Here is a 24375-nt window from a genome sequence, read left to right as displayed (position 1 = left end):
CTGAAAAGCCCGCTCCCTGCTCCGCCAGGAGGAAAGGCCTTGAAAGACCTACTGAATTTGCTGAAAAACCAGGGTCAAGTCGAAGAGTTCGACGCCATCCGTATCGGATTGGCCTCGCCTGAGATGATCCGTTCGTGGTCGTTCGGTGAAGTAAAAAAGCCGGAAACCATCAACTACCGTACGTTCAAGCCTGAGCGTGACGGCCTGTTCTGCGCCAAGATCTTTGGCCCAGTCAAGGACTACGAGTGCCTGTGCGGTAAGTACAAGCGCCTGAAGCACCGTGGCGTTATCTGTGAGAAGTGCGGCGTCGAAGTCGCCCTGGCCAAAGTCCGTCGTGAGCGCATGGCGCACATCGAGCTGGCCTCTCCAGTTGCCCACATCTGGTTCCTGAAATCGCTGCCGTCCCGTATCGGCCTGCTGATGGACATGACCCTGCGTGATATCGAGCGCGTTCTCTACTTCGAGAGCTACGTCGTTATCGACCCAGGCATGACCACGCTGGAAAAAGGCCAACTGCTCAATGATGAGCAGTATTTCGAAGCGCTCGAAGAGTTCGGTGATGACTTCGACGCCCGTATGGGTGCCGAGGCTGTCCGCGAGCTGCTGCACGCTATCGACCTGGAGCACGAGATCGGTCGCCTGCGCGAAGAGATTCCGCAGACCAACTCGGAAACCAAGATCAAGAAGCTGTCCAAGCGTCTGAAGCTGATGGAAGCCTTCCAGGGTTCGGGCAACCTGCCTGAGTGGATGGTCCTGACCGTTCTGCCGGTTCTGCCGCCAGATCTGCGTCCATTGGTTCCGCTGGATGGCGGTCGTTTCGCGACCTCCGACCTGAACGACCTGTATCGTCGGGTGATCAACCGTAACAACCGTCTGAAGCGCCTGCTCGACTTGTCCGCGCCGGACATCATCGTGCGCAACGAAAAGCGCATGCTGCAGGAAGCGGTCGACGCCTTGCTGGATAACGGCCGTCGCGGTCGTGCCATCACCGGCTCGAACAAGCGTCCTCTGAAATCCCTGGCCGACATGATCAAGGGTAAGCAAGGTCGTTTCCGTCAGAACTTGCTCGGTAAGCGCGTTGACTACTCCGGCCGTTCGGTAATTACCGTAGGTCCGACCCTGCGTCTGCATCAGTGCGGTCTGCCGAAGAAGATGGCTCTCGAGCTGTTCAAACCGTTCATTTTCGGCAAGCTGGAAATGCGTGGTCTGGCGACCACCATCAAGGCCGCCAAGAAGATGGTCGAGCGCGAGCTGCCAGAGGTGTGGGACGTTCTCGCCGAAGTGATTCGCGAACACCCCGTACTGCTCAACCGTGCACCGACCCTTCACCGTCTGGGTATCCAGGCCTTTGAACCGGTACTGATCGAAGGTAAGGCTATCCAGCTGCACCCGCTGGTCTGTGCTGCGTACAACGCCGACTTCGACGGTGACCAGATGGCCGTTCACGTGCCGCTGACGCTGGAAGCCCAGCTCGAAGCGCGCGCGCTGATGATGTCGACCAACAACATCCTGTCGCCAGCCAACGGTGAGCCAATCATCGTTCCGTCGCAGGACGTTGTATTGGGTCTGTACTACATGACCCGTGAAGCCATCAACGCCAAGGGCGAAGGTCGCGTGTTCGCCGACCTGCAGGAAGTCGACCGCGTGTTCCGCGCCGGCGAAGCTGCCCTGCATGCCAAGATCAAGGTTCGTATCAACGAAACCGTTAACGATCGTGATGGCGGCAGCGTCAAGAACACCCGTATCGTCGACACCACTGTCGGCCGTGCGCTGCTGTTCCAGGTTGTTCCACCAGGTCTGTCGTACGACGTGGTTAACCAGCCGATGAAGAAAAAGGCGATCTCCAAGCTGATCAACCAGTGCTACCGCGTGGTTGGTCTGAAAGAGACCGTGATCTTCGCTGACCAGCTGATGTACACCGGTTTCGCTTACTCGACCATCTCCGGCGTTTCCATCGGTGTTAACGACTTCGTTATCCCGGATGAGAAAGCCCGCATCATCGGTACTGCTACCGACGAAGTGAAAGAGATCGAGAGCCAGTACGCCTCCGGCCTGGTAACCCAGGGCGAGAAGTACAACAAAGTTATCGACTTGTGGTCCAAGGCGAACGATGAAGTTTCCAAGGCGATGATGGCCAACCTCTCGAAAGAGAAGGTCATTGACCGCAATGGCGATGAAGTCGAGCAAGAGTCCTTCAACTCGATGTACATGATGGCTGACTCCGGTGCCCGGGGTTCGGCAGCTCAGATTCGTCAGCTGGCCGGTATGCGTGGTCTGATGGCCAAGCCGGACGGCTCGATCATCGAGACGCCGATCACTGCGAACTTCCGTGAAGGTCTGAGCGTACTCCAGTACTTCATCTCGACTCACGGTGCTCGTAAGGGTCTTGCGGATACCGCGTTGAAAACCGCTAACTCCGGTTACCTGACTCGTCGTCTGGTAGACGTTGCCCAGGATCTGGTTGTTACCGAGATCGACTGTGGTACCGAGCAAGGCCTGCTGATGACGCCGCACATTGAAGGCGGAGATGTAGTAGAGCCTCTGGGTGAGCGTGTACTGGGTCGAGTTATCGCCCGTGACGTGTTCAAGCCAGGCACTGACGACGTTATCGTTCCGGCCGGCACCCTGGTCGACGAGAAGTGGGTCGAATTCATCGAGCTGAACAGCATCGACGAAGTGATCGTGCGTTCGCCGATCAGCTGCGAAACCCGCTACGGCATCTGCGCCAAGTGCTACGGTCGCGACCTGGCTCGCGGTCACCAGGTGAACATCGGTGAAGCTGTTGGCGTTATCGCTGCACAGTCCATCGGTGAGCCGGGTACCCAGCTGACCATGCGTACGTTCCACATCGGTGGTGCTGCAAGCCGGACCTCGGCTGCCGACAGCGTCCAGGTGAAGAACGGCGGTATGGTCCGTCTGCACAACCTGAAGCAGGTTGAGCGTGCCGACGGTAACCTGGTTGCCGTATCGCGTTCCGGTGAATTGGCGATTGCCGACGAATTCGGTCGTGAGCGTGAGCGCTACAAGCTGCCTTACGGTGCGGTGATTTCGGTCAAGGAAGGCGACAAGGTCGACGCTGGCGCAATCGTCGCCAAGTGGGACCCGCACACCCACCCGATCGTTACCGAAATGAAAGGTACCGTGACCTTCGTGGGCATGGAAGAAGGTATCACCATCAAGCGTCAGACCGACGAATTGACTGGTTTGACCAACATTGAGGTTCTGGACGTTAAAGACCGTCCGGCTGCAGGTAAGGAAATCCGTCCTGCAATCAAGATGGTCGATGCCAATGGCAAAGATCTGCTGCTGCCAGGTACCGACGTACCAGCACAGTACTTCCTGCCGGCAAACGCCCTGGTTGGCGTGGCTGACGGTGCCCAGATCGGTGTCGGTGACGTTATCGCGCGTATCCCGCAAGAAACGTCGAAGACCCGTGACATCACCGGTGGTCTGCCTCGGGTTGCCGACTTGTTTGAAGCTCGTCGTCCGAAAGAAGCCTCGATTCTGGCTGAAGTCAGCGGCACCATCGCGTTCGGTAAAGAGACCAAGGGCAAGCGCCGCCTGGTCATCACGCCGAACGACGGTAGCGATCCGTATGAAGAGCTGATTCCGAAGTGGCGTCACCTGAACGTATTCGAAGGCGAGCAAGTGAACCGCGGCGAAGTTATCTCCGACGGTCCTAGCGATCCGCACGACATCCTGCGTCTGCTGGGTGTAAGCGCGCTGGCCAAGTACATCGTCAACGAGATTCAGGACGTTTACCGTCTGCAGGGCGTGAAGATCAACGACAAGCACATCGAAACCATCCTGCGTCAGATGCTGCGCAAGGTTGAGATTGCCGAGTCGGGTGATTCCAGCTTCATCAAGGGCGACCAGATGGAACTGACTCAGGTACTGGTAGAGAACGAGCGCCTCAGCGCTGAAGACAAGTTTGTCTCCAAGTTCACTCGTGTACTGCTGGGTATCACCAAGGCCTCGCTGTCCACCGAATCGTTCATCTCGGCGGCCTCCTTCCAGGAGACCACCCGTGTTCTGACCGAGGCGGCGGTAACTGGCAAGCGCGACTACCTGCGCGGCCTGAAAGAAAACGTGGTCGTGGGTCGTTTGATCCCGGCCGGTACCGGTCTGGCATACCACAGCGAGCGCAAGCGTCGCCGTGATGCTGACAAGCCGCTGCGCGTAAGTGCCAGTGAGGTGGAAGCCGCACTGACCGAAGCGTTGAACTCCAGCGGTAACTGAAAGTAGGACAGGGCCCTGGCTTACCCGATCTGGGCATTGGCGACATAAAATGTTGCCGATGACCGGAGGAGGGAGGCTGGGGCCTCGTCTTGACTGGGGACAAGATCCTCTTTAGACTCTTGTACCCCTAAATTTGGTGGGACTTCGTCCTGCCAATTTTGCTTTTCTTGCAAGACAATAGCGTCGCAAGACAACAGTGGAGCTAGTAGATGGCAACTATCAACCAGCTGGTACGTCAGCCGCGTAAGCGTATCGTCGAGAAATCCGACGTTCCTGCGCTGCAGAACTGCCCGCAACGTCGTGGCGTGTGCACCCGTGTGTACACCACTACGCCGAAAAAACCTAACTCGGCACTGCGTAAAGTATGCCGTGTGCGTCTGACCAACGGTTTCGAGGTTTCCTCGTACATCGGTGGTGAAGGCCACAACCTGCAAGAGCACAGCGTCGTACTGATCCGTGGCGGTCGTGTAAAAGACTTGCCAGGTGTTCGTTACCACACCGTTCGCGGCTCCCTGGATACCTCCGGTGTTAAAGGTCGTAACCAAGGTCGTTCGAAGTACGGTACCAAGCGTCCGAAGTAATCGGCTGCTTGTAGCTGTTTGCAGTTATTCATTTTATTGAGTCGATAAGAGTAAGGTCGGGCACGCACCCTTTGGGTTCACTGTCCCGGGCTAACCTGAAGACCGTTTGAGGGCTTATCAATGCCAAGACGTCGTGTAGCAGCCAAGCGTGAGATTCTGGACGATCCAAAATACGGAAGCCAGATCCTCGCCAAGTTCATGAACCACGTAATGGAAAGCGGCAAGAAAGCCGTTGCCGAGCGTATCGTTTATGGTGCACTGGACAAGGTTAAAGAACGCAAGAACAGCGATCCCCTGGAAATCTTCGAGAAAGCTCTCGACGCCATCGCTCCGCTGGTCGAAGTTAAGTCGCGCCGTGTTGGCGGTGCCACTTACCAGGTCCCTGTTGAAGTTCGTCCATCCCGCCGTAACGCCCTGGCAATGCGCTGGTTGGTAGACTACGCCCGCAAGCGTGGCGAGAAGTCCATGGCTCTGCGCCTGGCTGGCGAGCTGCTGGATGCTGCTGAAGGCAAAGGTGCTGCAGTCAAGAAGCGTGAAGACGTACACCGTATGGCCGAAGCCAACAAAGCGTTCTCGCACTACCGCTTCTAATTCAGGCATCACTATTTTTGCGAGGGCTCTATGGCTCGTACTACACCAATCAACCGCTACCGTAACATTGGTATTTGCGCGCACGTTGACGCGGGCAAGACTACCACTACCGAGCGGATCCTGTTTTACACAGGTCTGAGCCACAAGATGGGCGAGGTGCATGATGGCGCCGCGACCACCGACTGGATGGTGCAGGAGCAGGAGCGGGGTATTACCATTACCTCCGCTGCTGTAACTACCTTCTGGCAAGGCTCCCGTGGCCAGTATGACAACTACCGCGTAAACGTTATCGATACCCCCGGCCACGTTGACTTCACCATTGAAGTAGAGCGTTCGCTGCGTGTACTCGACGGCGCGGTCGTTGTGTTCTGTGGCACGTCCGGCGTTGAGCCGCAGTCCGAAACCGTATGGCGTCAAGCCAACAAGTACGGTGTTCCGCGTGTTGTTTACGTGAACAAGATGGACCGTGCTGGTGCAAACTTCCTGCGCGTCGTAGGTCAGATCAAGAATCGTCTGGGTCACACCCCGGTTCCTGTTCAGCTGGCTATCGGTTCGGAAGATAACTTCCAGGGTCAGGTTGACCTGATCAAAATGAAGGCTATCTACTGGAACGACGACGACAAAGGCACCACTTATCGCGAGGAAGAAATTCCTGCCGATATGCTGGAGCTGGCTCAGGAGTGGCGTTCCAACATGGTTGAAGCGGCTGCCGAGTCCAGCGAAGAGCTGATGAACAAGTATCTGGAAGGCGAAGAGCTGACCGTCGAAGAGATCAAAGCCGGACTGCGTGCGCGCACCCTGGCCAGCGAGATCGTTCCGGCTGTCTGCGGTTCTTCCTTCAAGAACAAGGGCGTTCCCCTGGTTCTCGATGCTGTTATCGATTTCCTGCCTGCTCCGACCGAGATTCCTGCGATCAAGGGTATCCACCCAGACCTGATCGAGAAGCCGAAGGACGAGCTGGTTGACGCTGACTACGACGAGCGTCACGCAGACGACAACGAGCCGTTCTCGGCTCTGGCGTTCAAGATTGCCACCGACCCGTTCGTGGGTACCCTGACTTTCGTGCGCGTTTACTCGGGCATGCTGCAGTCTGGCGACTCCGTGATCAACTCGGTCAAGGGCAAGAAAGAGCGCGTTGGTCGTATGGTGCAGATGCACGCCAACCAGCGTGAAGAAATCAAAGAAGTACTGGCAGGCGACATCGCTGCTCTGATCGGCATGAAGGACGTCACCACTGGTGACACCCTGTGCAACGCCGACAAGCCGATCATCCTCGAGCGTATGGACTTCCCGGAGCCTGTGATCTCGGTAGCTGTTGAGCCGAAGACCAAGCAAGACCAGGAGAAGATGGGTATCGCACTGGGCAAGCTGGCCCAGGAAGACCCGTCGTTCCGCGTCAAGACCGACGAAGAAACCGGCCAGACCATTATCTCGGGTATGGGCGAGCTTCACCTGGACATCCTCGTTGACCGCATGAAGCGCGAGTTCAACGTCGAAGCCAACATCGGTAAGCCGCAAGTTTCCTACCGTGAGCAGATCACCAAAGACAACGTCGAAATCGAAGGTAAGTTCGTTCGTCAGTCCGGTGGTCGCGGTCAGTTCGGTCACTGCTGGATCCGCTTCTCGCAGCCAACAGTGGACGCGCAGGGCAACATCACCGAAGGCCTGGAATTCACCAACGAGGTTGTAGGTGGTGTGGTTCCTAAGGAGTACATCCCGGCGATCCAGAAGGGTATCGAAGAGCAGATGAAGAACGGCATTGTTGCCGGCTATCCGCTGATCGGCCTGAAGGCAACCGTGTTTGATGGTTCCTACCACGACGTCGACTCCAACGAGATGGCGTTCAAGGTGGCGGCCTCCATGGCGACCAAGCAACTGGCTGCCAAAGGCGGCGGTAAAGTGCTTGAGCCGATCATGAAGGTAGAAGTTGTGACCCCTGAGGACTACATGGGTGACGTGATGGGTGACCTGAACCGTCGTCGTGGTCTGATCCAGGGTATGGAAGATTCGGTGTCCGGCAAGGTTGTCCGTGCTGAAGTTCCGCTCGGAGAGATGTTCGGTTATGCAACCGACGTTCGTTCCATGTCTCAGGGTCGCGCGAGCTACTCCATGGAATTCTCCAAATACGCCGAAGCTCCGTCGAATATCGTCGAAGCACTCGTTAAAAAACAAGGCTAATCCAGCCCTTTAGGCAAGAGGTTCACTGTCGTGGCTAAAGAAAAATTTGATCGTTCCCTTCCGCACGTCAACGTTGGCACCATCGGTCACGTTGACCACGGTAAAACCACTCTGACCGCAGCTCTGACTCGCGTCTGCTCCGAAGTTTTCGGTTCGGCCGTCGTCGAATTCGACAAGATCGACAGCGCTCCAGAAGAGAAAGCTCGCGGTATCACCATCAACACCGCGCACGTCGAGTACAACTCGAACATTCGTCACTACGCTCACGTTGACTGCCCAGGTCACGCTGACTACGTGAAGAACATGATCACCGGTGCTGCCCAGATGGACGGCGCGATCCTGGTTTGCTCGGCCGCCGATGGTCCGATGCCGCAAACCCGTGAGCACATCCTGCTGTCCCGTCAGGTAGGCGTTCCGTACATCGTGGTCTTCCTGAACAAGGCTGACCTGGTAGACGACGCTGAGCTGCTGGAACTGGTCGAGATGGAAGTTCGCGACCTGCTGTCCACCTATGACTTCCCAGGCGACGACACTCCGATCATCATCGGTTCGGCTCGTATGGCCCTGGAAGGCAAAGACGACAACGAAATGGGCACCACCGCTGTCAAGCGTCTGGTTGAAACTCTGGACAGCTACATCCCAGAGCCAGAGCGTGCTATCGACAAGCCGTTCCTGATGCCAATCGAAGACGTATTCTCGATCTCGGGTCGTGGTACCGTTGTTACCGGTCGTATCGAGCGTGGTATCGTCCGCGTTCAGGACGCTCTGGAAATCGTTGGTCTGCGTGACACCACCACCACCACCTGCACCGGTGTTGAGATGTTCCGCAAGCTGCTGGACGAAGGTCGTGCTGGCGAGAACTGCGGCGTTCTGCTGCGTGGCACCAAGCGTGACGACGTTGAGCGTGGTCAGGTTCTGGTTAAGCCAGGTTCGGTTAAGCCGCACACCAAGTTCACCGCAGAAGTTTACGTTCTGAGCAAGGAAGAAGGCGGCCGTCATACTCCGTTCTTCAAAGGCTACCGTCCACAGTTCTACTTCCGTACTACTGACGTGACTGGTAACTGCGAGCTGCCAGAAGGCGTTGAAATGGTAATGCCAGGTGACAACATCCAGATGACTGTCACTCTGATCAAAACCATCGCAATGGAAGATGGCCTGCGTTTCGCTATCCGTGAAGGCGGTCGTACCGTCGGCGCTGGCGTCGTAGCCAAAATCATCGAGTAATTCTCGATAGGTTGAAAAAGCCCCCGCTCAGCGGGGGCTTTTTTTATTGGGTTGACACCCAATAGGGGCGTCTATAGAATCACGCCTCCTTTTAACGGGCGTAGTGCGCCCGGTGGGAATAGCAGCCTGGAGTCTGAAATCCAATGCAAAATCAGCAAATCCGTATCAGGTTGAAGGCTTTTGACCATCGCCTGATCGACCAATCCACCCAGGAAATCGTGGAAACCGCGAAACGTACTGGTGCTCAAGTGCGTGGTCCAATTCCACTGCCTACTCGTAAAGAGCGGTTCACCGTTCTGGTCTCCCCGCACGTCAACAAAGACGCGCGTGACCAGTACGAGATCCGTACTCATAAGCGCGTTCTGGACATCGTCCAGCCAACGGATAAAACCGTTGATGCTCTTATGAAGCTTGATCTTGCGGCAGGTGTGGAAGTGCAGATCAGCCTCGGCTAAGACTCGGGTCTTAGTCGTGTAACGCTCTGAAATGGGCGGCCATAGCGGGTGAAAGCCCCGTACACTCATGAGGTTTACAACATGACTATTGGTGTAGTCGGTCGTAAGTGCGGTATGACCCGCATTTTCACCGAAGAAGGTGTCTCCATTCCGGTCACGGTCATTGAGATCGAGCCGAATCGCGTCACCCAGTTCAAAACCGAAGAAACCGATGGCTACCGTGCAGTGCAAGTCACTGTTGGTGAGCGTCGTGCTTCGCGCGTGACTGCTGCTCAAGCAGGTCACTTCGCTAAAGCGAACGTTGCCGCTGGTCGCGGTGTCTGGGAGTTCCGTCTTGAAGAAGGCGACTACCAGGCTGGCGACTTGATCAATGCAGAAATCTTCGCTGCTGGCCAAATGGTAGATGTTACCGGTCAGTCGAAAGGTAAAGGCTTTGCCGGTACCATCAAGCGCTGGAATTTCCGCGGTCAAGATAACACCCACGGTAACTCCGTTTCCCACCGCGTCCCGGGCTCTATCGGCCAGTGCCAGACTCCTGGTCGTGTATTCAAGGGCAAAAAAATGTCCGGTCATATGGGCGCCGAGCGCGTGACCGTTCAGTCCCTGGAAGTAGTGCGCGTCGACGCTGAACGCAATCTGTTGCTGGTCAAGGGTGCCGTTCCTGGCGCTACTGGCGGTGATCTGGTTGTGCGTCCGGCTGCCAAGGCTCGCGGTTAAGGGGAAGCTGACATGCAACTAAATGTAAATGACGCTCAAGCGATCGAAGTTTCCGAACTGACTTTCGGTGGCGAATTCAACGAGACGCTGGTTCACCAAGCAGTCGTGGCCTACATGGCCGGCGGCCGTCAGGGCACCAAGCAGCAGAAAACCCGTTCCGACGTTGCTGGTGGCGGTAAGCGCCCATGGCGTCAGAAAGGTACTGGTCGCGCTCGTGCCGGTACTATCCGTAGCCCAATCTGGCGTGGCGGCGGTACCACTTTCGCAGCTCGTCCTCAAGACCACTCGCAGAAGCTCAACAAGAAGATGTACCGCGCAGCAATGCGTTCCATCCTCGCTGAGCTGGTGCGTACCGATCGTCTGGTCGTGGTTCAGGACTTCGCTGTTGAAGCACCGAAAACCAAAGACCTGCTGAACAAGCTGAACGGCATGGGTCTGAGCGACGTACTGATCGTTTCTGATGCTGTTGATCAGAATCTGTACCTGGCTGCTCGTAACCTGCCGCACGTCGACGTACGTGACGTACAGGGTTCCGATCCGGTCAGTCTGATCGCATACGACAAAGTGTTGATCACTGTGTCGGCCGTGAAGAAATTCGAGGAGCTGCTGGGATGAACCAGGAACGCGTATTTAAAGTCCTCCTTGGCCCGCATGTTTCCGAGAAGGCTACCGTTCTGGCTGAGAAAAAAGGCCAGTTCGTATTCAAGGTTGCTACTGATGCAACCAAGCTGGAAATCAAGAAAGCTGTCGAAGGCCTGTTCGGCGTAAAAGTCGAAAACGTGTCGACTGTAAACGTTCTGGGTAAAACCAAGCGTACCGCACGTGGTCTGGGCAAGCGCAATGACTGGAAGAAGGCGATCGTCTCCCTTCAGCCAGGCCAAGATCTCGATTTCAGCAGCAGTGCTGAGTAAGGAAGGGGTGCATCATGGCAATCGTTAAATGCAAACCGACTTCCCCTGGCCGCCGTTTCGTGGTCAAGGTGGTCAACAAGGAGCTGCACAAAGGCGCTCCTCACGCACCGCTGCTCGAGAAGAAATCGAAGTCTGGTGGTCGTAACAACAATGGCCGCATCACTACTCGTCACGTAGGTGGTGGTCATAAGCAGCATTACCGTATGGTCGACTTCCGTCGCAACGACAAAGATGGCATCGTCGCCACTGTCGAGCGTATCGAATACGATCCAAACCGTACTGCTCACATCGCACTGCTCTGCTACGCAGACGGCGAGCGCCGCTACATCATCGCCCCTAAAGGCGTGAGTGCTGGCGACCAGCTGATCGCAGGTGCTCTGGCTCCAATCAAGCCGGGCAACTCCCTGCAACTGCGCAACATTCCAGTGGGTAGCACCATTCACGGCATCGAACTGAAGCCGGGCAAAGGTGCACAAATCGCTCGCTCCGCTGGTGCTTCGGCTCAGCTGATCGCTCGCGAAGGCGTCTACGTGACCGTTCGTCTGCGCTCCGGCGAGATGCGTAAAGTCCTGGCTGAATGCCGTGCGACCCTGGGTGAAGTCTCGAACTCCGAGCACAGCCTGCGTTCGCTGGGTAAAGCTGGTGCCAAACGCTGGCGTGGCGTTCGCCCAACCGTTCGTGGTGTTGCCATGAACCCGGTTGACCACCCACATGGTGGTGGTGAAGGTCGTACCTCCGGTGGTCGTCATCCGGTATCGCCATGGGGCTTCCCGACTAAGGGCGCGAAGACTCGTGGTAATAAGCGTACCGACAACATGATCGTCCGTCGTCGCAAGTAAATAGAGGGATACGACAGTGCCACGTTCTCTGAAAAAAGGTCCTTTTATCGATCTTCACCTACTGAAGAAGATCGAAGTGGCGGCGGAAAAGAACGATCGCAAACCAGTTAAGACCTGGTCGCGCCGTTCGATGATCCTGCCACAAATGGTCGGTCTGACCATCGCGGTACACAACGGTCGCCAACACGTCCCAGTTCTCGTGAACGAAGACATGGTCGGCCATAAACTGGGCGAGTTTGCCGGTACCCGCACTTATCGTGGGCACGTGGCTGACAAGAAAGCCAAGCGTTAAGGGGTAAGGAAATGGAAGTAGCCGCTAAGTTGTCGGGCGCTCGAATCTCCGCCCAGAAAGCCCGCTTGGTCGCCGACCAGATCCGCGGGAAGAAGGTGGGCGAAGCGCTCAACCTGTTGGCTTTCAGCAGCAAAAAAGCCGCTGAAATCATGAAGAAAGTCCTCGAGTCGGCCGTAGCCAACGCCGAGCATAACGAAGGCGCAGACGTTGATGACCTGAAGGTCTCCACCGTTTTCGTCAACGAAGGGCGTTCGCTGAAGCGCATCATGCCGCGTGCCAAAGGCCGCGCTGATCGCATCGTCAAGCGGTCTTGCCATATCACTGTCAAGGTTGCGGACAAGTAACGGAGTCGATCAGATGGGTCAGAAAGTACATCCCACTGGCATTCGCCTGGGAATCGTCAAGGAGCACACCTCCGTCTGGTACGCAGACGGTCGGACTTATGCGGACTATTTGCTCGCAGATCTGAATGTGCGTGAGTACCTCCAAGACAAACTAAAAAGCGCGTCCGTTAGCCGTATCGATATCCATCGTCCGGCTCAAACTGCACGCATCACCATCCACACCGCTCGTCCAGGTATCGTTATCGGGAAGAAAGGTGAAGATGTTGAAAAACTGCGTCAGGACCTGACCAAGCAAATGGGTGTGCCTGTGCACATCAATATCGAAGAGATCCGCAAGCCGGAACTCGACGGTATGCTGGTAGCTCAGAGCGTAGCTCAGCAGCTGGAGCGTCGTGTGATGTTCCGTCGCGCCATGAAGCGCGCCGTACAGAACGCCATGCGCATTGGTGCCAAAGGCATCAAGATCCAGGTGAGCGGTCGTCTCGGTGGTGCTGAAATCGCACGTACTGAATGGTATCGCGAAGGTCGTGTGCCGCTGCACACCCTGCGTGCTGACATCGACTATGCCACTTACGAAGCTCACACCACTTACGGTGTGATCGGTGTGAAGGTTTGGATTTTCAAAGGCGAAGTTATTGGTGGTCGCCAAGAAGAACTGAAACCACAAGCACCAGCGCCTCGTAAAAAAGCTGCTAAGTAAGGGGTACGCCAAATGTTGCAACCAAAGCGTACAAAATTCCGCAAGCAGATGACTGGCCACAACCGTGGTCTGGCGCTGCGCGGTAGCAAAGTCAGCTTCGGCGAATTTGCTCTGAAAGCTGTTGCTCGCGGTCGTCTCACCGCTCGCCAGATCGAATCGGCACGTCGTGCCCTGACTCGTCACGTAAAACGTGGCGGTAAGATCTGGATCCGTGTGTTCCCGGACAAGCCGATCTCCAAGAAGCCTCTCGAAGTGCGGATGGGTAAAGGTAAAGGTTCCGTGGAGTACTGGGTTGCCCAGATCCAGCCAGGCAAAGTCCTGTACGAGATCGAGGGTGTTTCTGAAGAGCTGGCGCGTGAGGCTTTCGCCCTGGCGGCTGCAAAGCTGCCTCTCGCCACCTCCTTTGTTAAGCGGACGGTGATGTGATGAAAGCGAATGAACTTCGTGAAAAATCAGCACAGCAGCTGAACGAGCAACTGCTCGGCTTGCTGCGCGACCAGTTCAATCTGCGTATGCAGAAAGCAACTGGCCAGTTGGGGCAGTCGCACCTGCTCTCGCAAGTTAAGCGTGACATCGCTCGCGTGAAAACTGTGCTCAACCAGCAGGCAGGTAAGTAATCATGGCTGAAGCTGAAAAAACCGTCCGTACGCTGACTGGCCGTGTCGTCAGCGACAAGATGGACAAAACCATCACCGTACTGATCGAGCGTCGCGTAAAGCACCCGATCTACGGTAAATACGTTAAGCGTTCGACTAAGCTGCACGCGCACGACGAAACCAATCAGTGCCATATCGGCGACAAGGTCTCCATCCGTGAGACCCGTCCGCTGGCCAAGACCAAAGCTTGGGCACTGGTTGAAGTTCTCGAACGCGCTGTTGAAGTCTAAGGGCTAAGGGTCGGAGAAATTTTATGATTCAGACTCAATCCATGCTCGATGTGGCCGATAACAGCGGCGCTCGTCGCGTCATGTGCATCAAGGTTCTCGGCGGTTCGCACCGCCGTTACGCCGGCATCGGTGACATCATCAAGGTAACCGTCAAGGAAGCAATTCCGCGCGGTAAAGTGAAGAAAGGCCAAGTGATGACTGCTGTTGTAGTCCGCACTCGCCACGGTGTCCGTCGTGCTGACGGCTCCATCATCCGCTTTGATGGCAATGCTGCTGTTCTGCTGAACAACAAGCAAGAGCCGATCGGCACCCGTATCTTTGGGCCAGTGACCCGTGAACTTCGTACTGAGAAGTTCATGAAGATCGTCTCGCTCGCCCCAGAAGTGCTGTAAGGAGATCCGACATGCAAAAGATTCGTCGTGACGACGAGATCATCGTGATCGCCGGCAAAGACAAAGGTAAGCGCGGTAAGGTGCTCAAGGTTCTCGCTGATGACCGTCTGGTCGTTGGTGGGATCAACCTGGTGAAGCGTCATACCAAGCCTAACCCGATGTCGGGCGTACAAGGCGGTATCGTCGAGAAAGAAGCGCCACTGCACGCTTCCAACGTCGCCATTTTCAACGGCGAAACCAACAAGGCTGACCGCGTTGGTTTCAAAGTAGAAGACGGCAAGAAAATTCGTGTCTTCAAGTCGACCCAAAAAGCGGTTGATGCTTGAACACTGCTAGGTAGAAGACCATGGCACGACTGAAAGAGATTTACCGGAAGGAAATTGCTCCGAAGCTTAAGGAAGAACTTAAGCTGGCGAACGTGATGGAAGTTCCGCGCGTTACCAAGATCACCCTGAACATGGGTCTGGGCGAAGCTGTCGGCGACAAGAAAGTCATCGAGCACGCTGTTGCTGACCTGGAGAAGATCACCGGTCAGAAAGCCGTTGTGACTTTCGCTCGGAAATCCATCGCGGGCTTCAAAGTCCGTGAGGGCTGGCCGATCGGCGTTAAAGTTACTCTGCGCCGTGATCGTATGTATGAATTCCTGGACCGCCTGCTGGCGATCTCCCTGCCTCGGGTTCGCGACTTCCGCGGCCTGAATGCCAAGTCCTTCGATGGTCGTGGCAACTACAGCATGGGCGTGAAAGAGCAGATCATCTTCCCGGAAATCGACTACGACAAGATCGATGCTCTGCGCGGTCTGGACATTACCCTGACCACCACTGCCAAGAACGATGACGAAGGCCGCGCTCTGCTGCGTGCTTTCAAATTCCCGTTCCGCAACTGATTGGAGTAGGAAAATGGCCAAGAAGAGCATGAAGAACCGTGAGCTGAAGCGTCAGCTCACTGTTGCCAAGTACGCCAAGAAGCGTGCCGAGCTGAAAGCGACCATCGTGAACCTGGAAGCAACTCCAGAAGAGCGTTTTGCCGCTGTCGTAGCTCTGCAGAAGCAGCCACGTGACGCTAGCGCCTCGCGCCTGCGTAACCGCTGCCGCATCACCGGTCGTCCACACGGCGTTTACCGCAAGTTCGGCCTCGGCCGTAACAAGCTGCGTGAAGCAGCAATGCGCGGTGACGTTCCAGGTCTGGTTAAAGCCAGCTGGTAAGACGTACCGGCAGCGTCCAGGTGGCGGGGGAGTAATCTTCCGACCACCGGTGACTTTGCATCGAAACAAGCCCCTTCTGGGGCTTGTTTCGTTTCCGGGATCTGTCTAGAATGACCGGCTCTCCTGAGCCCGGGTTTTTTGACCCTGCGCGTTCAGGCGACTGTAGTAGCCGAGAGGCTAATTTTTCTTGTATCAGGAGCGTCTAGCCCATGAGTATGCAGGACCCGTTAGCGGACATGCTAACTCGCATCCGTAATGCCCAGATGGCTGAAAAGTCCGTCGTAAGCATGCCTTCGTCGACTCTGAAGGTTGCGGTAGCCAAAGTTCTGAAAGACGAAGGTTACATCGCTGGCTATCAGGTCAGCAGCGAAGTAAAACCATCGCTTTCCATCGAGCTGAAATACTTCGAGGGCCGTCCGGTCATCGAGGAAGTCAAGCGCGTAAGTCGTCCAGGCCTGCGTCAGTACAAGTCCGTCGAAGAACTGCCGAAAGTACGTGGCGGTCTGGGCGTGTCTATCGTCTCCACCAACAAAGGTGTGATGACTGATCGTGCTGCGCGCGCTGCCGGTGTCGGCGGCGAAGTTCTCTGCACAGTGTTCTAAGGGGGGATAAGCATGTCTCGCGTCGCTAAGAACCCCGTTAAGCTGCCAGCCGGTGTCGAAGTAAAATTCGTCGGCCAGCAGCTTTCGGTGAAGGGTGCCAAGGGCACTCTCGAACTGAACGTTCACTCGTCCGTAGAAGTGGTTGAAGAAGCTGGTGAGCTGCGTTTTGCTGCTCGCAATGGCGATCAACAAACCCGCGCTATGGCCGGTACTACCCGTGCCCTGGTAAACAACATGGTCCAAGGCGTAAGCCAAGGCTTCGAGCGTAAGCTCCAGCTGGTCGGTGTTGGTTACAAAGCACAAGCCAAAGGCACCGTGCTGAACCTGGCGCTCGGCTTCTCGCATCCAGTGGATTACGAACTGCCGGCTGGTATCACCGCTGAGACCCCAAGCCAGACCGATATCCTGATCAAGGGTATCGACAAGCAGCTGGTAGGTCAGGTGGCCGCTGAAATCCGCGACTTCCGTCCACCAGAGCCGTACAAAGGCAAGGGTGTGCGTTACGCGGACGAAGTCGTCCGTCGTAAAGAAGCCAAGAAGAAGTAGGGCCTAGCAAATGACCGACAAAAAAGTTACTCGACTGCGTCGCGCTCGCAAAGCACGCCTGAAAATGCACGAACTCGAAGTCGTGCGTCTCTGCGTGTTCCGCTCCTCGCAGCACATCTATGCCCAGGTCATTTCGGCCGACGGCAGCAAAGTCCTGGCCAGCGCCTCGACTTTGGACAAAGAACTGCGTGATGGCGCCACCGGCAACATCGACGCGGCCACTAAGGTTGGCAAGCTGGTAGCTGAGCGCGCGAAAGCCGCCGGTGTATCTCAAGTTGCCTTTGACCGTTCCGGCTTCAAGTACCACGGCCGCGTCAAGGCGCTGGCTGATGCTGCTCGTGAAGGCGGGCTGGAGTTCTAAGTTATGGCAAATAACGATCAAAAGCGCGACGAAGGCTACATCGAGAAGCTGGTTCAAGTTAACCGCGTTGCCAAAACCGTAAAAGGCGGCCGTATCTTCACCTTCACCGCGTTGACCGTGGTTGGTGATGGTAAAGGTCGTGTCGGCTTCGGCCGTGGCAAATCGCGCGAAGTACCTGCTGCGATCCAGAAAGCCATGGAAGCTGCTCGTCGCAACATGATTCAGGTTGACCTGAACGGCACCACTCTGCAGTACGCCACCAAGTCCGCCCATGGCGCGTCGAAGGTGTACATGCAGCCTGCCTCCGAAGGTACCGGTATCATCGCCGGTGGCGCCATGCGTGCCGTCCTGGAAGTTGCTGGCGTTCAGAACGTCCTGGCCAAGTGCTATGGCTCGACTAACCCAGTAAACGTGGTTCACGCCACTTTCAAGGGTCTGAAGGCTATGCAATCTCCTGAGTCCATTGCTGCCAAGCGCGGCAAGAGCGTTGAGGAGATCCGCTGATCATGGCTACCGTTAAAGTTACGCTGATCAAAAGCACCGCCGGCCGTCTCCCTAACCACAAACTGTGCGTTAAGGGTCTGGGTCTGCGCCGCATCGGTCACACTGTAGAAGTCCTGGATACTCCCGAGAATCGCGGGATGATCAACAAGGCTTACTACATGCTGCGCGTCGAGGGTTAATCGATGAAACTCAATGATCTGAGTCCAGCGCCGGGTTCCCGTCGCGAGAAGCATCGTCCGGGTCGTGGTATCGGTAGTGGTTTGGGTAAGACTGGTGGCCGTGGTCACAAAGGTCAGACCTCCCGCTCCGGTGGCACCATCGCTCCAGGCTTTGAAGGCGGTCAACAGCCGCTGCACCGTCGCCTGCCGAAATTCGGCTTCGTTTCCCTGAAAGCCATGGATCGCGCCGAAGTGCGTCTGTCCGAGCTGGCCAAAGTGGAAGGCGACGTTGTCACCGTGCAATCCTTGAAGGATGCCAACGTGATTAACCAGAACGTACAGCGTGTGAAAATCATGCTGTCGGGCGAAGTTACTCGCGCGGTCACCATCAAGGGTATCGCAGCCACCAAAGGTGCGCGTGCGGCTATCGAAGCAGCTGGCGGCAAGTTCGAGGAATAAATGGCTAAGCAAGGTGCTCTCTCTTCGCTCGGCAAAGGCGGGATGTCTGAACTTTGGGCTCGTCTGCGTTTTCTGTTCCTGGCGATCATCGTCTATCGGATAGGCGCACACATCCCAGTTCCAGGTATCAACCCGGACCGGCTGGCGGAACTGTTTCGACAGAATGAGGGGACCATTCTTAGCTTGTTCAACATGTTTTCCGGCGGCGCGCTGGAACGGATGAGCATCTTCGCACTGGGGATCATGCCGTACATCTCGGCATCGATCATCATGCAGTTGATGACCGCCGTCAGCCCGCAGCTGGAGCAGTTGAAGAAGGAAGGTGAAGCTGGCCGTCGCAAGATCAGCCAGTACACCCGCTACGGCACCGTAATCCTGGCGCTGGTCCAGGCTATTGGCATGTCCATTGGTCTGGCCGGTCAGGGCGTGGCGTTTTCTGCTGATTTTGGCTTCCATTTCGTCGCGGTATCCACGTTTGTGGCTGGTGCGATGTTCATGATGTGGCTGGGTGAGCAGATCACGGAGCGCGGTGTAGGCAACGGTATCTCGATGTTGATCTTCGCGGGTATCGTCGCCGGTCTTCCGAGAGCAATCGGGCAGTCTTTCGAGTCTGCACGTACGGGCGATATCAACATTTTCGCTCTGGTCGCTATCGGTTTGCTGGCAGTAGCGATTATCGGTTTTGTGGTGTTCATTGAGCGTGGTCAGCGTCGTATCGCCGTTCACTACGCCAAGCGTCAGCAGGGCCGTAAGGTCTTCGCTGCGCAGACTAGCCACTTGCCGCTGAAAGTGAACATGGCGGGCGTTATTCCTGCCATTTTCGCGAGCAGCATCTTGCTGTTCCCGGCTTCGCTGGGTGCCTGGTTCGGTCAGTCCGAAGGTATGGGCTGGTTGCAGGACATCTCGCAGTCGATCGCTCCTGGTCAGCCGTTGAATATTCTGCTGTTTAGTGCAGGGATTATTTTCTTCTGCTTCTTCTATACGGCGTTGATGTTCAATCCGAAAGACGTAGCGGAGAACCTGAAGAAGTCCGGTGCCTTTATTCCGGGTATCCGTCCAGGTGAGCAGTCGGCGCGCTACATTGATGGCGTTCTGACCCGCTTGACCATGTTCGGTGCTCTTTATATGACGGCCGTCTGTCTGCTTCCCCAGTTCCTGGTGGTTGCGGCAAACGTTCCGTTCTACCTTGGCGGGACCTCGTTGCTGATTGTGGTAGTGGTTGTGATGGACTTCATGTCCCAAGTACAATCGCACCTCGTTTCGCACCAGTACGAATCCCTGATGAAGAAAGCCAACCTGAAAGGCTACGGCGGCAGCGGTTTGCTGCGCTGAGAGACCCTTAAGGTTCGAGGAGTTGGTGATGAAAGTTCGTGCATCGGTGAAAAAGCTGTGCCGTAACTGCAAAATTATTCGCCGCGAAGGTGTTGTTCGAGTAATTTGCAGTGCGGAACCACGTCACAAGCAGCGCCAAGGCTGAGTGTGATCTGCGCTACAAACCCAGCAGCTAGTGCGCTGCTGGGTTGATTATTTGTTTCTACAGCGATATTATCTCGCGCCCTATTTCTTGGCTTCCGGGGCGTAGGTAGCTGTCAATTGGAGTCCCACTGAATGGCCCGTATTGCAGGCGTCAACATTCCAGATAACAAGCACACTGTTATCTCGCTGACCTACATCTATGGTGTTGGTCGCACTACTGCACAGAAAATCTGTGTAGAGACTGGGGTCAACCCAGCCGCTAAGATCAAGGATCTGAGCGACGAGCAGGTTGAATCGCTGCGTACTGAAGTTGCGAAGTACATCACCGAAGGTGATCTGCGTCGTGACATCAACATGAAAATCAAGCGGTTGATGGACCTGGGTTGCTACCGCGGCCTGCGTCATCGTCGGGGTCTGCCAGTACGCGGTCAGCGTACCAAGACCAACGCGCGTACCCGTAAGGGCCCGCGTAAGCCGATCCGCAAGTAATCGCACCAGCGAATCGACAGGAATTTAGAAATGGCAAAACCTGCTGCTCGTCCTCGTAAAAAAGTCAAAAAGACAGTGGTTGATGGCATCGCCCACATCCACGCGTCTTTTAACAACACCATCGTGACCATCACCGATCGTCAAGGTAACGCTCTGTCCTGGGCTACCTCCGGCGGTTCGGGTTTCCGCGGTTCCCGCAAGTCCACCCCGTTCGCTGCTCAAGTAGCTGCTGAGCGTGCTGGTCAAGCTGCGCTGGAATATGGTCTGAAGAACCTCGACGTCAACGTCAAGGGTCCAGGTCCAGGTCGTGAGTCCGCTGTTCGTGCTTTGAACGGTTGTGGCTATAAGATCGCCAGCATCACCGACGTGACGCCAATCCCGCATAACGGGTGCCGTCCGCCGAAGAAGCGCCGCGTGTAATCAGGAGACAGATAAATGGCACGTTACATTGGTCCAAAATGCAAACTGTCTCGTCGTGAAGGCACCGATCTGTTCCTGAAGAGCGGCGTTCGCGCTCTGGAATCGAAGTGCAACATCGAAGCAGCCCCAGGTATCCACGGTCAGCGTCGTGGTCGTCAGTCCGACTACGGCACCCAGCTGCGTGAGAAACAAAAAGTACGTCGTATCTATGGCGTTCTCGAGCGTCAGTTCAGCGGTTACTACAAGGAAGCAGCCTCCAAGAAGGGTGCTACCGGCGAGAACCTGCTGCAACTGCTCGAATGCCGTCTGGATAACGTCGTTTATCGTATGGGCTTTGGCGCTACTCGTGCCGAATCCCGTCAGCTGGTTTCGCACAAAGCGATCAGCGTAAACGGCAAGACTGTAAACGTTCCGTCCTACCAAGTTCGTCCGGGTGACGTGGTCGCGGTTCGCGAGAAGTCGCTGAACCAGCTGCGCATTGTTCAAGCCCTTGAACTGTGCGCCCAGCGTGGCCGCGTTGAGTGGGTAGATGTGGATGCTGCCAAGAAGTCGGGCGTTTTCAAGAACGTTCCTGCTCGCAGCGACCTGTCCGCCGACATCAACGAAAGCCTGATTGTCGAGCTCTACTCCAAGTAAGGGCTAGAAAATAGGTGCATCCATGCAGATTTCGGTAAATGAGTTCCTGACGCCCCGCCATATTGATGTGCAGGTCGTCAGTCCAACCCGCGCTAAAATCACGCTCGAGCCTCTCGAGCGTGGCTTTGGCCATACCCTGGGCAACGCGCTGCGCCGCATCCTGTTGTCCTCCATGCCTGGCTGTGCAGTAGTCGAGGCCGAGATTGACGGTGTACTCCACGAGTACTCGGCAATCGAAGGTGTACAGGAAGACGTCATTGAAATCCTGTTGAACCTGAAAGGCCTGGCTATCAAACTGCACGGTCGTGACGAAGTTACGCTGACCTTGTCGAAGAAGGGTTCGGGGGTGGTTACCGCTGCCGATATTCAGCTGGATCATGATGTCGAGATCGTTAATCCCGATCACGTAATCGCTAACCTGGCGTCCAATGGCGCCCTGAACATGAAGCTCACCGTAGCTCGTGGTCGTGGTTATGAACCGGCCGATTCGCGTCAGAGCGATGAAGACGAAAGCCGCAGCATTGGTCGCTTGCAGCTCGACTCTTCGTTCAGCCCGGTTCGCCGTATCGCATACGTGGTGGAAAACGCCCGTGTCGAGCAGCGTACCAACCTGGACAAGCTGGTAATTGATCTGGAAACCAACGGTACTCTGGACCCAGAAGAGGCTATCCGTCGTGCCGCAACCATCCTGCAACAGCAGTTGGCTGCGTTCGTCGACCTCAAAGGCGACAGCGAACCAGTGGTAGTCGAACAGGAAGACGAGATCGATCCGATCCTGCTTCGTCCGGTTGACGATCTGGAATTGACCGTGCGTTCGGCCAACTGCCTTAAGGCGGAGAACATTTACTACATCGGCGATCTGATTCAGCGCACCGAAGTAGAACTGTTGAAGACTCCGAACCTGGGCAAGAAGTCCCTGACTGAAATCAAGGACGTTCTGGCCTCCCGTGGTCTGTCCCTCGGCATGCGCCTCGACAACTGGCCGCCTGCAAGTCTTAAGAAAGACGACAAGGCGACTGCCTGATCGTCGTAATCACCGAACGTAGTGTTTGGTAAGGAATGAATCATGCGTCATCGTAAAAGTGGACGTCACCTGAGCCGTACCAGCTCTCACCGCAAGGCTATGTTCCAGAACATGGCGGTGTCGCTGTTCGAGCACGAGCTGATCAAAACTACCCTGCCAAAAGCCAAGGAACTGCGCCGCGTTGCCGAGCCGCTGATCACCCTGGCCAAGGAAGACAGCGTAGCTAACCGTCGTCTGGCTTTCGACCGTACCCGTTCGAAAGAAATCGTCGGCAAGCTGTTCAACGATCTGGGCAAGCGCTATGCCACCCGTCAGGGCGGCTACCTGCGTATCCTCAAGTGCGGTTTCCGCGCTGGCGATAACGCACCTATGGCGTACGTCGAGCTGGTTGATCGTCCTGTTGGTGGCTCGGTAGAAGCTGCTGAGTAAGGCGAACAGTCTGTAACAAGGAACCGGGCCTAGTGCCCGGTTTTTTGTGTCTGCTTGTATTGTATTAATCTATTGATCTGAGTCATGTAATTAATTTGGTGTTGTTATAGTCCTGGTCGATACTCATCCCAAGCCGATTAGCCGGCCGTTCAAGACCGATAGGGAGAGAGTGCATGAGCCAGAACAAAGTACTGACCACCGCCAGCGGAGCACCGGTCGCTGACAACCAGAATTCGCGTTCGGCAGGCTCGCGTGGCCCGCTTCTGCTTGATGACTTCCACTTGATCGAAAAGCTCGCCCATTTCAACCGCGAGAACATTCCTGAGCGTCGCGTTCACGCGAAAGGGTCGGGAGCCTATGGCACCTTCACCGTCACGCGGGATATCACCCAACTCAGCTGCGCCAAATTGTTCAGCAATGTGGGCAAGCAGACCGAAACCTTCCTGCGTTTTTCCACTGTCGGTGGAGAACGAGGCTCGGCGGATACCGAGCGCGACCCGCGCGGTTTTGCTCTGAAGTTCTATACCGAAGAAGGCAACTGGGACATCGTTGGCAACAACACGCCGGTGTTCTTCATCCGTGATCCGCTGAAGTTTCCTGACTTTATCCACACCCAGAAGCGTCTGCCGCAAAGCAACCTCAAGAGTGCGCAGATGATGTGGGATTTCTGGTCGCATTCGCCTGAGGCCCTGCACCAGGTCACCATTCTGTTTTCTGACCGCGGCATTCCGGACGGTTACCGCCACATGCACGGTTTCGGGAGCCACACCTATAGCCTGATTAACGCGCAGGGCCAGCGCACCTGGGTCAAGTGGCATTTCAAGACCAAGCAGGGGATCAAGAACCTGGCACCGGCGGAGGCCGCACGCCTGGCTGGAACCGACCCTGACTACGCCCAACGCGACTTGTTTGAAGCCATCGAACGCGGCGATTTCCCCAAGTGGGCAGTCTGTATCCAGACCATGAGTGAAGAAGAAGCGGCTACCCGCGATGAAAACCCGTTCGACGTCACCAAGACCTGGTCGCAGAAGGATTACCCACTGATCGAAATCGGTGAGTTGGAACTCAACCGCAACCCGCTGAACTACTTCGCAGAAGTCGAACAAGCGGCGTTCGGCCCGAGCAATATGGTGCCAGGCGTCGGTCTTTCTCCGGACCGCATGCTTCAGGGCCGCGTATTCGCCTACGCAGACGCCCATCGCTACCGCGTTGGTACCAACCATCAGCAATTGCCGGTAAACGCGCCACGTAGCCCGGTAAACAGCTACCAGCGTGACGGCGCCATGGCGTTCGGCAGCAATGGTGGGGCAGCGCCGAACTACGAGCCCAACAGCTACGCCAATGCTCCAAAACAGGCGCCACAGTTCGCTGAACCTGCGCTTGCCCTGAATGGTGTGGCGGATCGCTACGATCACCGGGAAGACACTGACTACTACAGTCACGCCGGGGCGCTGTTCCGCTTGATGAACCCAGAGCAAAAGGCACTGTTGATCAACAACATTGCCGGAGCGATGGCCGGGGTTTCCGAGGACGTGGTACAGCGTCAGTTGCAGCACTTCTTCAAGGCCGATCCGGCCTATGGAGAAGGGATTGCCAATGCGTTGGGCATAAAACTCGCCTAAGTCGAAGTGATAAGAAGAACCGCCCTCATTTGGGCGGTTTTTCAATGAATATCACTACCGTTTACCGACTTTTTTCTACTTTATTGCGCAAATCT

Annotated in this window: 34 protein-coding genes; all 34 read left to right on the top strand. The window is 56.0% G+C overall.

The features are described 5' to 3' along the window. Nucleotides 1–39: 39 nt before the first annotated feature. Complete coding sequence (rpoC, locus tag U9R80_RS24745) at nucleotides 40–4239, top strand: DNA-directed RNA polymerase subunit beta' (RefSeq protein ID WP_028944941.1); 4200 nt, start codon at nucleotides 40–42, stop codon at nucleotides 4237–4239. A 209-nt stretch (nucleotides 4240–4448) separates the two neighbouring features. Next, nucleotides 4449–4820, top strand: a complete 372-nt coding sequence (gene rpsL / locus U9R80_RS24740) for a 30S ribosomal protein S12 (protein WP_003186084.1) — start codon at nucleotides 4449–4451, stop codon at nucleotides 4818–4820. 120 nt (nucleotides 4821–4940) lie between these two features. Continuing rightward, nucleotides 4941–5411, top strand: a complete 471-nt coding sequence (gene rpsG, locus U9R80_RS24735) for a 30S ribosomal protein S7 (RefSeq protein WP_008089143.1) — start codon at nucleotides 4941–4943, stop codon at nucleotides 5409–5411. A 30-nt stretch (nucleotides 5412–5441) separates the two neighbouring features. Then, the gene (fusA, locus tag U9R80_RS24730) at nucleotides 5442–7589 is read left to right on the top strand and encodes an elongation factor G (RefSeq protein WP_301839882.1); all 2148 of its coding nucleotides are present in this window, start codon (nucleotides 5442–5444) and stop codon (nucleotides 7587–7589) included. A gap of 30 nt (nucleotides 7590–7619) precedes the next feature. Continuing rightward, the gene (tuf, locus tag U9R80_RS24725) at nucleotides 7620–8813 is read left to right on the top strand and encodes an elongation factor Tu (RefSeq protein ID WP_105642145.1); all 1194 of its coding nucleotides are present in this window, start codon (nucleotides 7620–7622) and stop codon (nucleotides 8811–8813) included. 143 nt (nucleotides 8814–8956) lie between these two features. Beyond that, nucleotides 8957–9268: a 30S ribosomal protein S10 gene (gene rpsJ, locus U9R80_RS24720; RefSeq protein ID WP_003186070.1), complete on the top strand. Its 312-nt coding sequence runs from the start codon at nucleotides 8957–8959 to the stop codon at nucleotides 9266–9268. A gap of 81 nt (nucleotides 9269–9349) precedes the next feature. Then, complete coding sequence (gene rplC / locus U9R80_RS24715; protein WP_028944484.1) at nucleotides 9350–9985, top strand: 50S ribosomal protein L3; 636 nt, start codon at nucleotides 9350–9352, stop codon at nucleotides 9983–9985. A gap of 12 nt (nucleotides 9986–9997) precedes the next feature. Then, on the top strand, nucleotides 9998–10600 hold the full coding sequence (gene rplD, locus U9R80_RS24710) for a 50S ribosomal protein L4 (protein ID WP_010220305.1): 603 nt from the start codon (nucleotides 9998–10000) through the stop codon (nucleotides 10598–10600). Beyond that, the gene (rplW, locus tag U9R80_RS24705; protein ID WP_010220306.1) at nucleotides 10597–10896 is read left to right on the top strand and encodes a 50S ribosomal protein L23; all 300 of its coding nucleotides are present in this window, start codon (nucleotides 10597–10599) and stop codon (nucleotides 10894–10896) included. Before rplD ends, rplW begins: the two co-directional genes overlap by 4 nt. Before the next feature lie 14 nt (nucleotides 10897–10910). Next, complete coding sequence (rplB, locus tag U9R80_RS24700) at nucleotides 10911–11735, top strand: 50S ribosomal protein L2 (RefSeq protein ID WP_028944482.1); 825 nt, start codon at nucleotides 10911–10913, stop codon at nucleotides 11733–11735. 16 nt (nucleotides 11736–11751) lie between these two features. Continuing rightward, nucleotides 11752–12027 (top strand): 30S ribosomal protein S19, encoded by a 276-nt coding sequence (gene rpsS / locus U9R80_RS24695; protein WP_002555486.1) that lies wholly within the window; start codon nucleotides 11752–11754, stop codon nucleotides 12025–12027. Nucleotides 12028–12038: 11 nt separating this feature from the next. Next, complete coding sequence (rplV, locus tag U9R80_RS24690; protein WP_003103908.1) at nucleotides 12039–12371, top strand: 50S ribosomal protein L22; 333 nt, start codon at nucleotides 12039–12041, stop codon at nucleotides 12369–12371. Nucleotides 12372–12384: 13 nt separating this feature from the next. Further along, entirely contained in the window at nucleotides 12385–13071 is a 687-nt protein-coding gene (gene rpsC / locus U9R80_RS24685) for a 30S ribosomal protein S3 (RefSeq protein WP_010220308.1), read from the top strand. Nucleotides 13072–13083: 12 nt separating this feature from the next. Next, nucleotides 13084–13497 (top strand): 50S ribosomal protein L16, encoded by a 414-nt coding sequence (gene rplP, locus U9R80_RS24680; RefSeq protein ID WP_003255479.1) that lies wholly within the window; start codon nucleotides 13084–13086, stop codon nucleotides 13495–13497. After that, nucleotides 13497–13688 (top strand): 50S ribosomal protein L29, encoded by a 192-nt coding sequence (rpmC, locus tag U9R80_RS24675; protein ID WP_002555481.1) that lies wholly within the window; start codon nucleotides 13497–13499, stop codon nucleotides 13686–13688. Before rplP ends, rpmC begins: the two co-directional genes overlap by 1 nt. Nucleotides 13689–13690: 2 nt before the next feature. Further along, entirely contained in the window at nucleotides 13691–13957 is a 267-nt protein-coding gene (gene rpsQ / locus U9R80_RS24670; RefSeq protein ID WP_028944481.1) for a 30S ribosomal protein S17, read from the top strand. A 23-nt stretch (nucleotides 13958–13980) separates the two neighbouring features. After that, entirely contained in the window at nucleotides 13981–14349 is a 369-nt protein-coding gene (gene rplN / locus U9R80_RS24665) for a 50S ribosomal protein L14 (RefSeq protein ID WP_002555479.1), read from the top strand. A gap of 11 nt (nucleotides 14350–14360) precedes the next feature. Next, a complete protein-coding gene (rplX, locus tag U9R80_RS24660; RefSeq protein WP_009397501.1) occupies nucleotides 14361–14675 on the top strand; it encodes a 50S ribosomal protein L24 in 315 nt (104 codons plus the stop codon). A gap of 20 nt (nucleotides 14676–14695) precedes the next feature. After that, nucleotides 14696–15235 (top strand): 50S ribosomal protein L5, encoded by a 540-nt coding sequence (gene rplE / locus U9R80_RS24655; RefSeq protein ID WP_028944480.1) that lies wholly within the window; start codon nucleotides 14696–14698, stop codon nucleotides 15233–15235. 13 nt (nucleotides 15236–15248) lie between these two features. Next, nucleotides 15249–15554 carry a 30S ribosomal protein S14 gene (gene rpsN, locus U9R80_RS24650; RefSeq protein ID WP_010220312.1) on the top strand — a complete coding sequence of 102 codons (306 nt, stop codon included), beginning with the start codon at nucleotides 15249–15251 and terminating at the stop codon, nucleotides 15552–15554. 209 nt (nucleotides 15555–15763) lie between these two features. Then, a complete protein-coding gene (gene rpsH, locus U9R80_RS24645) occupies nucleotides 15764–16156 on the top strand; it encodes a 30S ribosomal protein S8 (RefSeq protein WP_010220313.1) in 393 nt (130 codons plus the stop codon). A gap of 12 nt (nucleotides 16157–16168) precedes the next feature. Further along, nucleotides 16169–16702 (top strand): 50S ribosomal protein L6, encoded by a 534-nt coding sequence (gene rplF / locus U9R80_RS24640; RefSeq protein WP_038606175.1) that lies wholly within the window; start codon nucleotides 16169–16171, stop codon nucleotides 16700–16702. 10 nt (nucleotides 16703–16712) lie between these two features. Further along, nucleotides 16713–17063: a 50S ribosomal protein L18 gene (gene rplR / locus U9R80_RS24635; protein WP_009397496.1), complete on the top strand. Its 351-nt coding sequence runs from the start codon at nucleotides 16713–16715 to the stop codon at nucleotides 17061–17063. 3 nt (nucleotides 17064–17066) lie between these two features. Beyond that, the gene (rpsE, locus tag U9R80_RS24630; RefSeq protein ID WP_010220316.1) at nucleotides 17067–17567 is read left to right on the top strand and encodes a 30S ribosomal protein S5; all 501 of its coding nucleotides are present in this window, start codon (nucleotides 17067–17069) and stop codon (nucleotides 17565–17567) included. Nucleotides 17568–17569: 2 nt separating this feature from the next. Next, a complete protein-coding gene (rpmD, locus tag U9R80_RS24625; RefSeq protein ID WP_010220317.1) occupies nucleotides 17570–17746 on the top strand; it encodes a 50S ribosomal protein L30 in 177 nt (58 codons plus the stop codon). 3 nt (nucleotides 17747–17749) lie between these two features. Then, entirely contained in the window at nucleotides 17750–18184 is a 435-nt protein-coding gene (gene rplO, locus U9R80_RS24620; protein WP_010220318.1) for a 50S ribosomal protein L15, read from the top strand. Next, nucleotides 18185–19516 carry a preprotein translocase subunit SecY gene (gene secY / locus U9R80_RS24615; protein WP_010220319.1) on the top strand — a complete coding sequence of 444 codons (1332 nt, stop codon included), beginning with the start codon at nucleotides 18185–18187 and terminating at the stop codon, nucleotides 19514–19516. A gap of 28 nt (nucleotides 19517–19544) precedes the next feature. Continuing rightward, nucleotides 19545–19661 carry a 50S ribosomal protein L36 gene (gene rpmJ, locus U9R80_RS24610; protein WP_002555468.1) on the top strand — a complete coding sequence of 39 codons (117 nt, stop codon included), beginning with the start codon at nucleotides 19545–19547 and terminating at the stop codon, nucleotides 19659–19661. Nucleotides 19662–19792: 131 nt separating this feature from the next. Continuing rightward, entirely contained in the window at nucleotides 19793–20149 is a 357-nt protein-coding gene (gene rpsM / locus U9R80_RS24605; RefSeq protein ID WP_028944477.1) for a 30S ribosomal protein S13, read from the top strand. Between the two features lie 30 nt (nucleotides 20150–20179). Continuing rightward, nucleotides 20180–20569 (top strand): 30S ribosomal protein S11, encoded by a 390-nt coding sequence (gene rpsK, locus U9R80_RS24600; protein ID WP_002555466.1) that lies wholly within the window; start codon nucleotides 20180–20182, stop codon nucleotides 20567–20569. Nucleotides 20570–20584: 15 nt separating this feature from the next. After that, a complete protein-coding gene (rpsD, locus tag U9R80_RS24595; RefSeq protein ID WP_028944476.1) occupies nucleotides 20585–21205 on the top strand; it encodes a 30S ribosomal protein S4 in 621 nt (206 codons plus the stop codon). Between the two features lie 22 nt (nucleotides 21206–21227). Beyond that, nucleotides 21228–22229 carry a DNA-directed RNA polymerase subunit alpha gene (locus tag U9R80_RS24590; RefSeq protein ID WP_003186012.1) on the top strand — a complete coding sequence of 334 codons (1002 nt, stop codon included), beginning with the start codon at nucleotides 21228–21230 and terminating at the stop codon, nucleotides 22227–22229. A 42-nt stretch (nucleotides 22230–22271) separates the two neighbouring features. After that, entirely contained in the window at nucleotides 22272–22658 is a 387-nt protein-coding gene (rplQ, locus tag U9R80_RS24585) for a 50S ribosomal protein L17 (protein ID WP_002555463.1), read from the top strand. Between the two features lie 173 nt (nucleotides 22659–22831). Next, a complete protein-coding gene (locus U9R80_RS24580; protein WP_301839894.1) occupies nucleotides 22832–24280 on the top strand; it encodes a catalase in 1449 nt (482 codons plus the stop codon). The last annotated feature ends 95 nt before the right edge of the window (nucleotides 24281–24375 follow it).

This window comes from Pseudomonas sp. JQ170C (assembly GCF_035581345.1).
Lineage (GTDB): Bacteria > Pseudomonadota > Gammaproteobacteria > Pseudomonadales > Pseudomonadaceae > Aquipseudomonas.
This window is presented reverse-complemented; position numbering and strand designations above follow the sequence as displayed.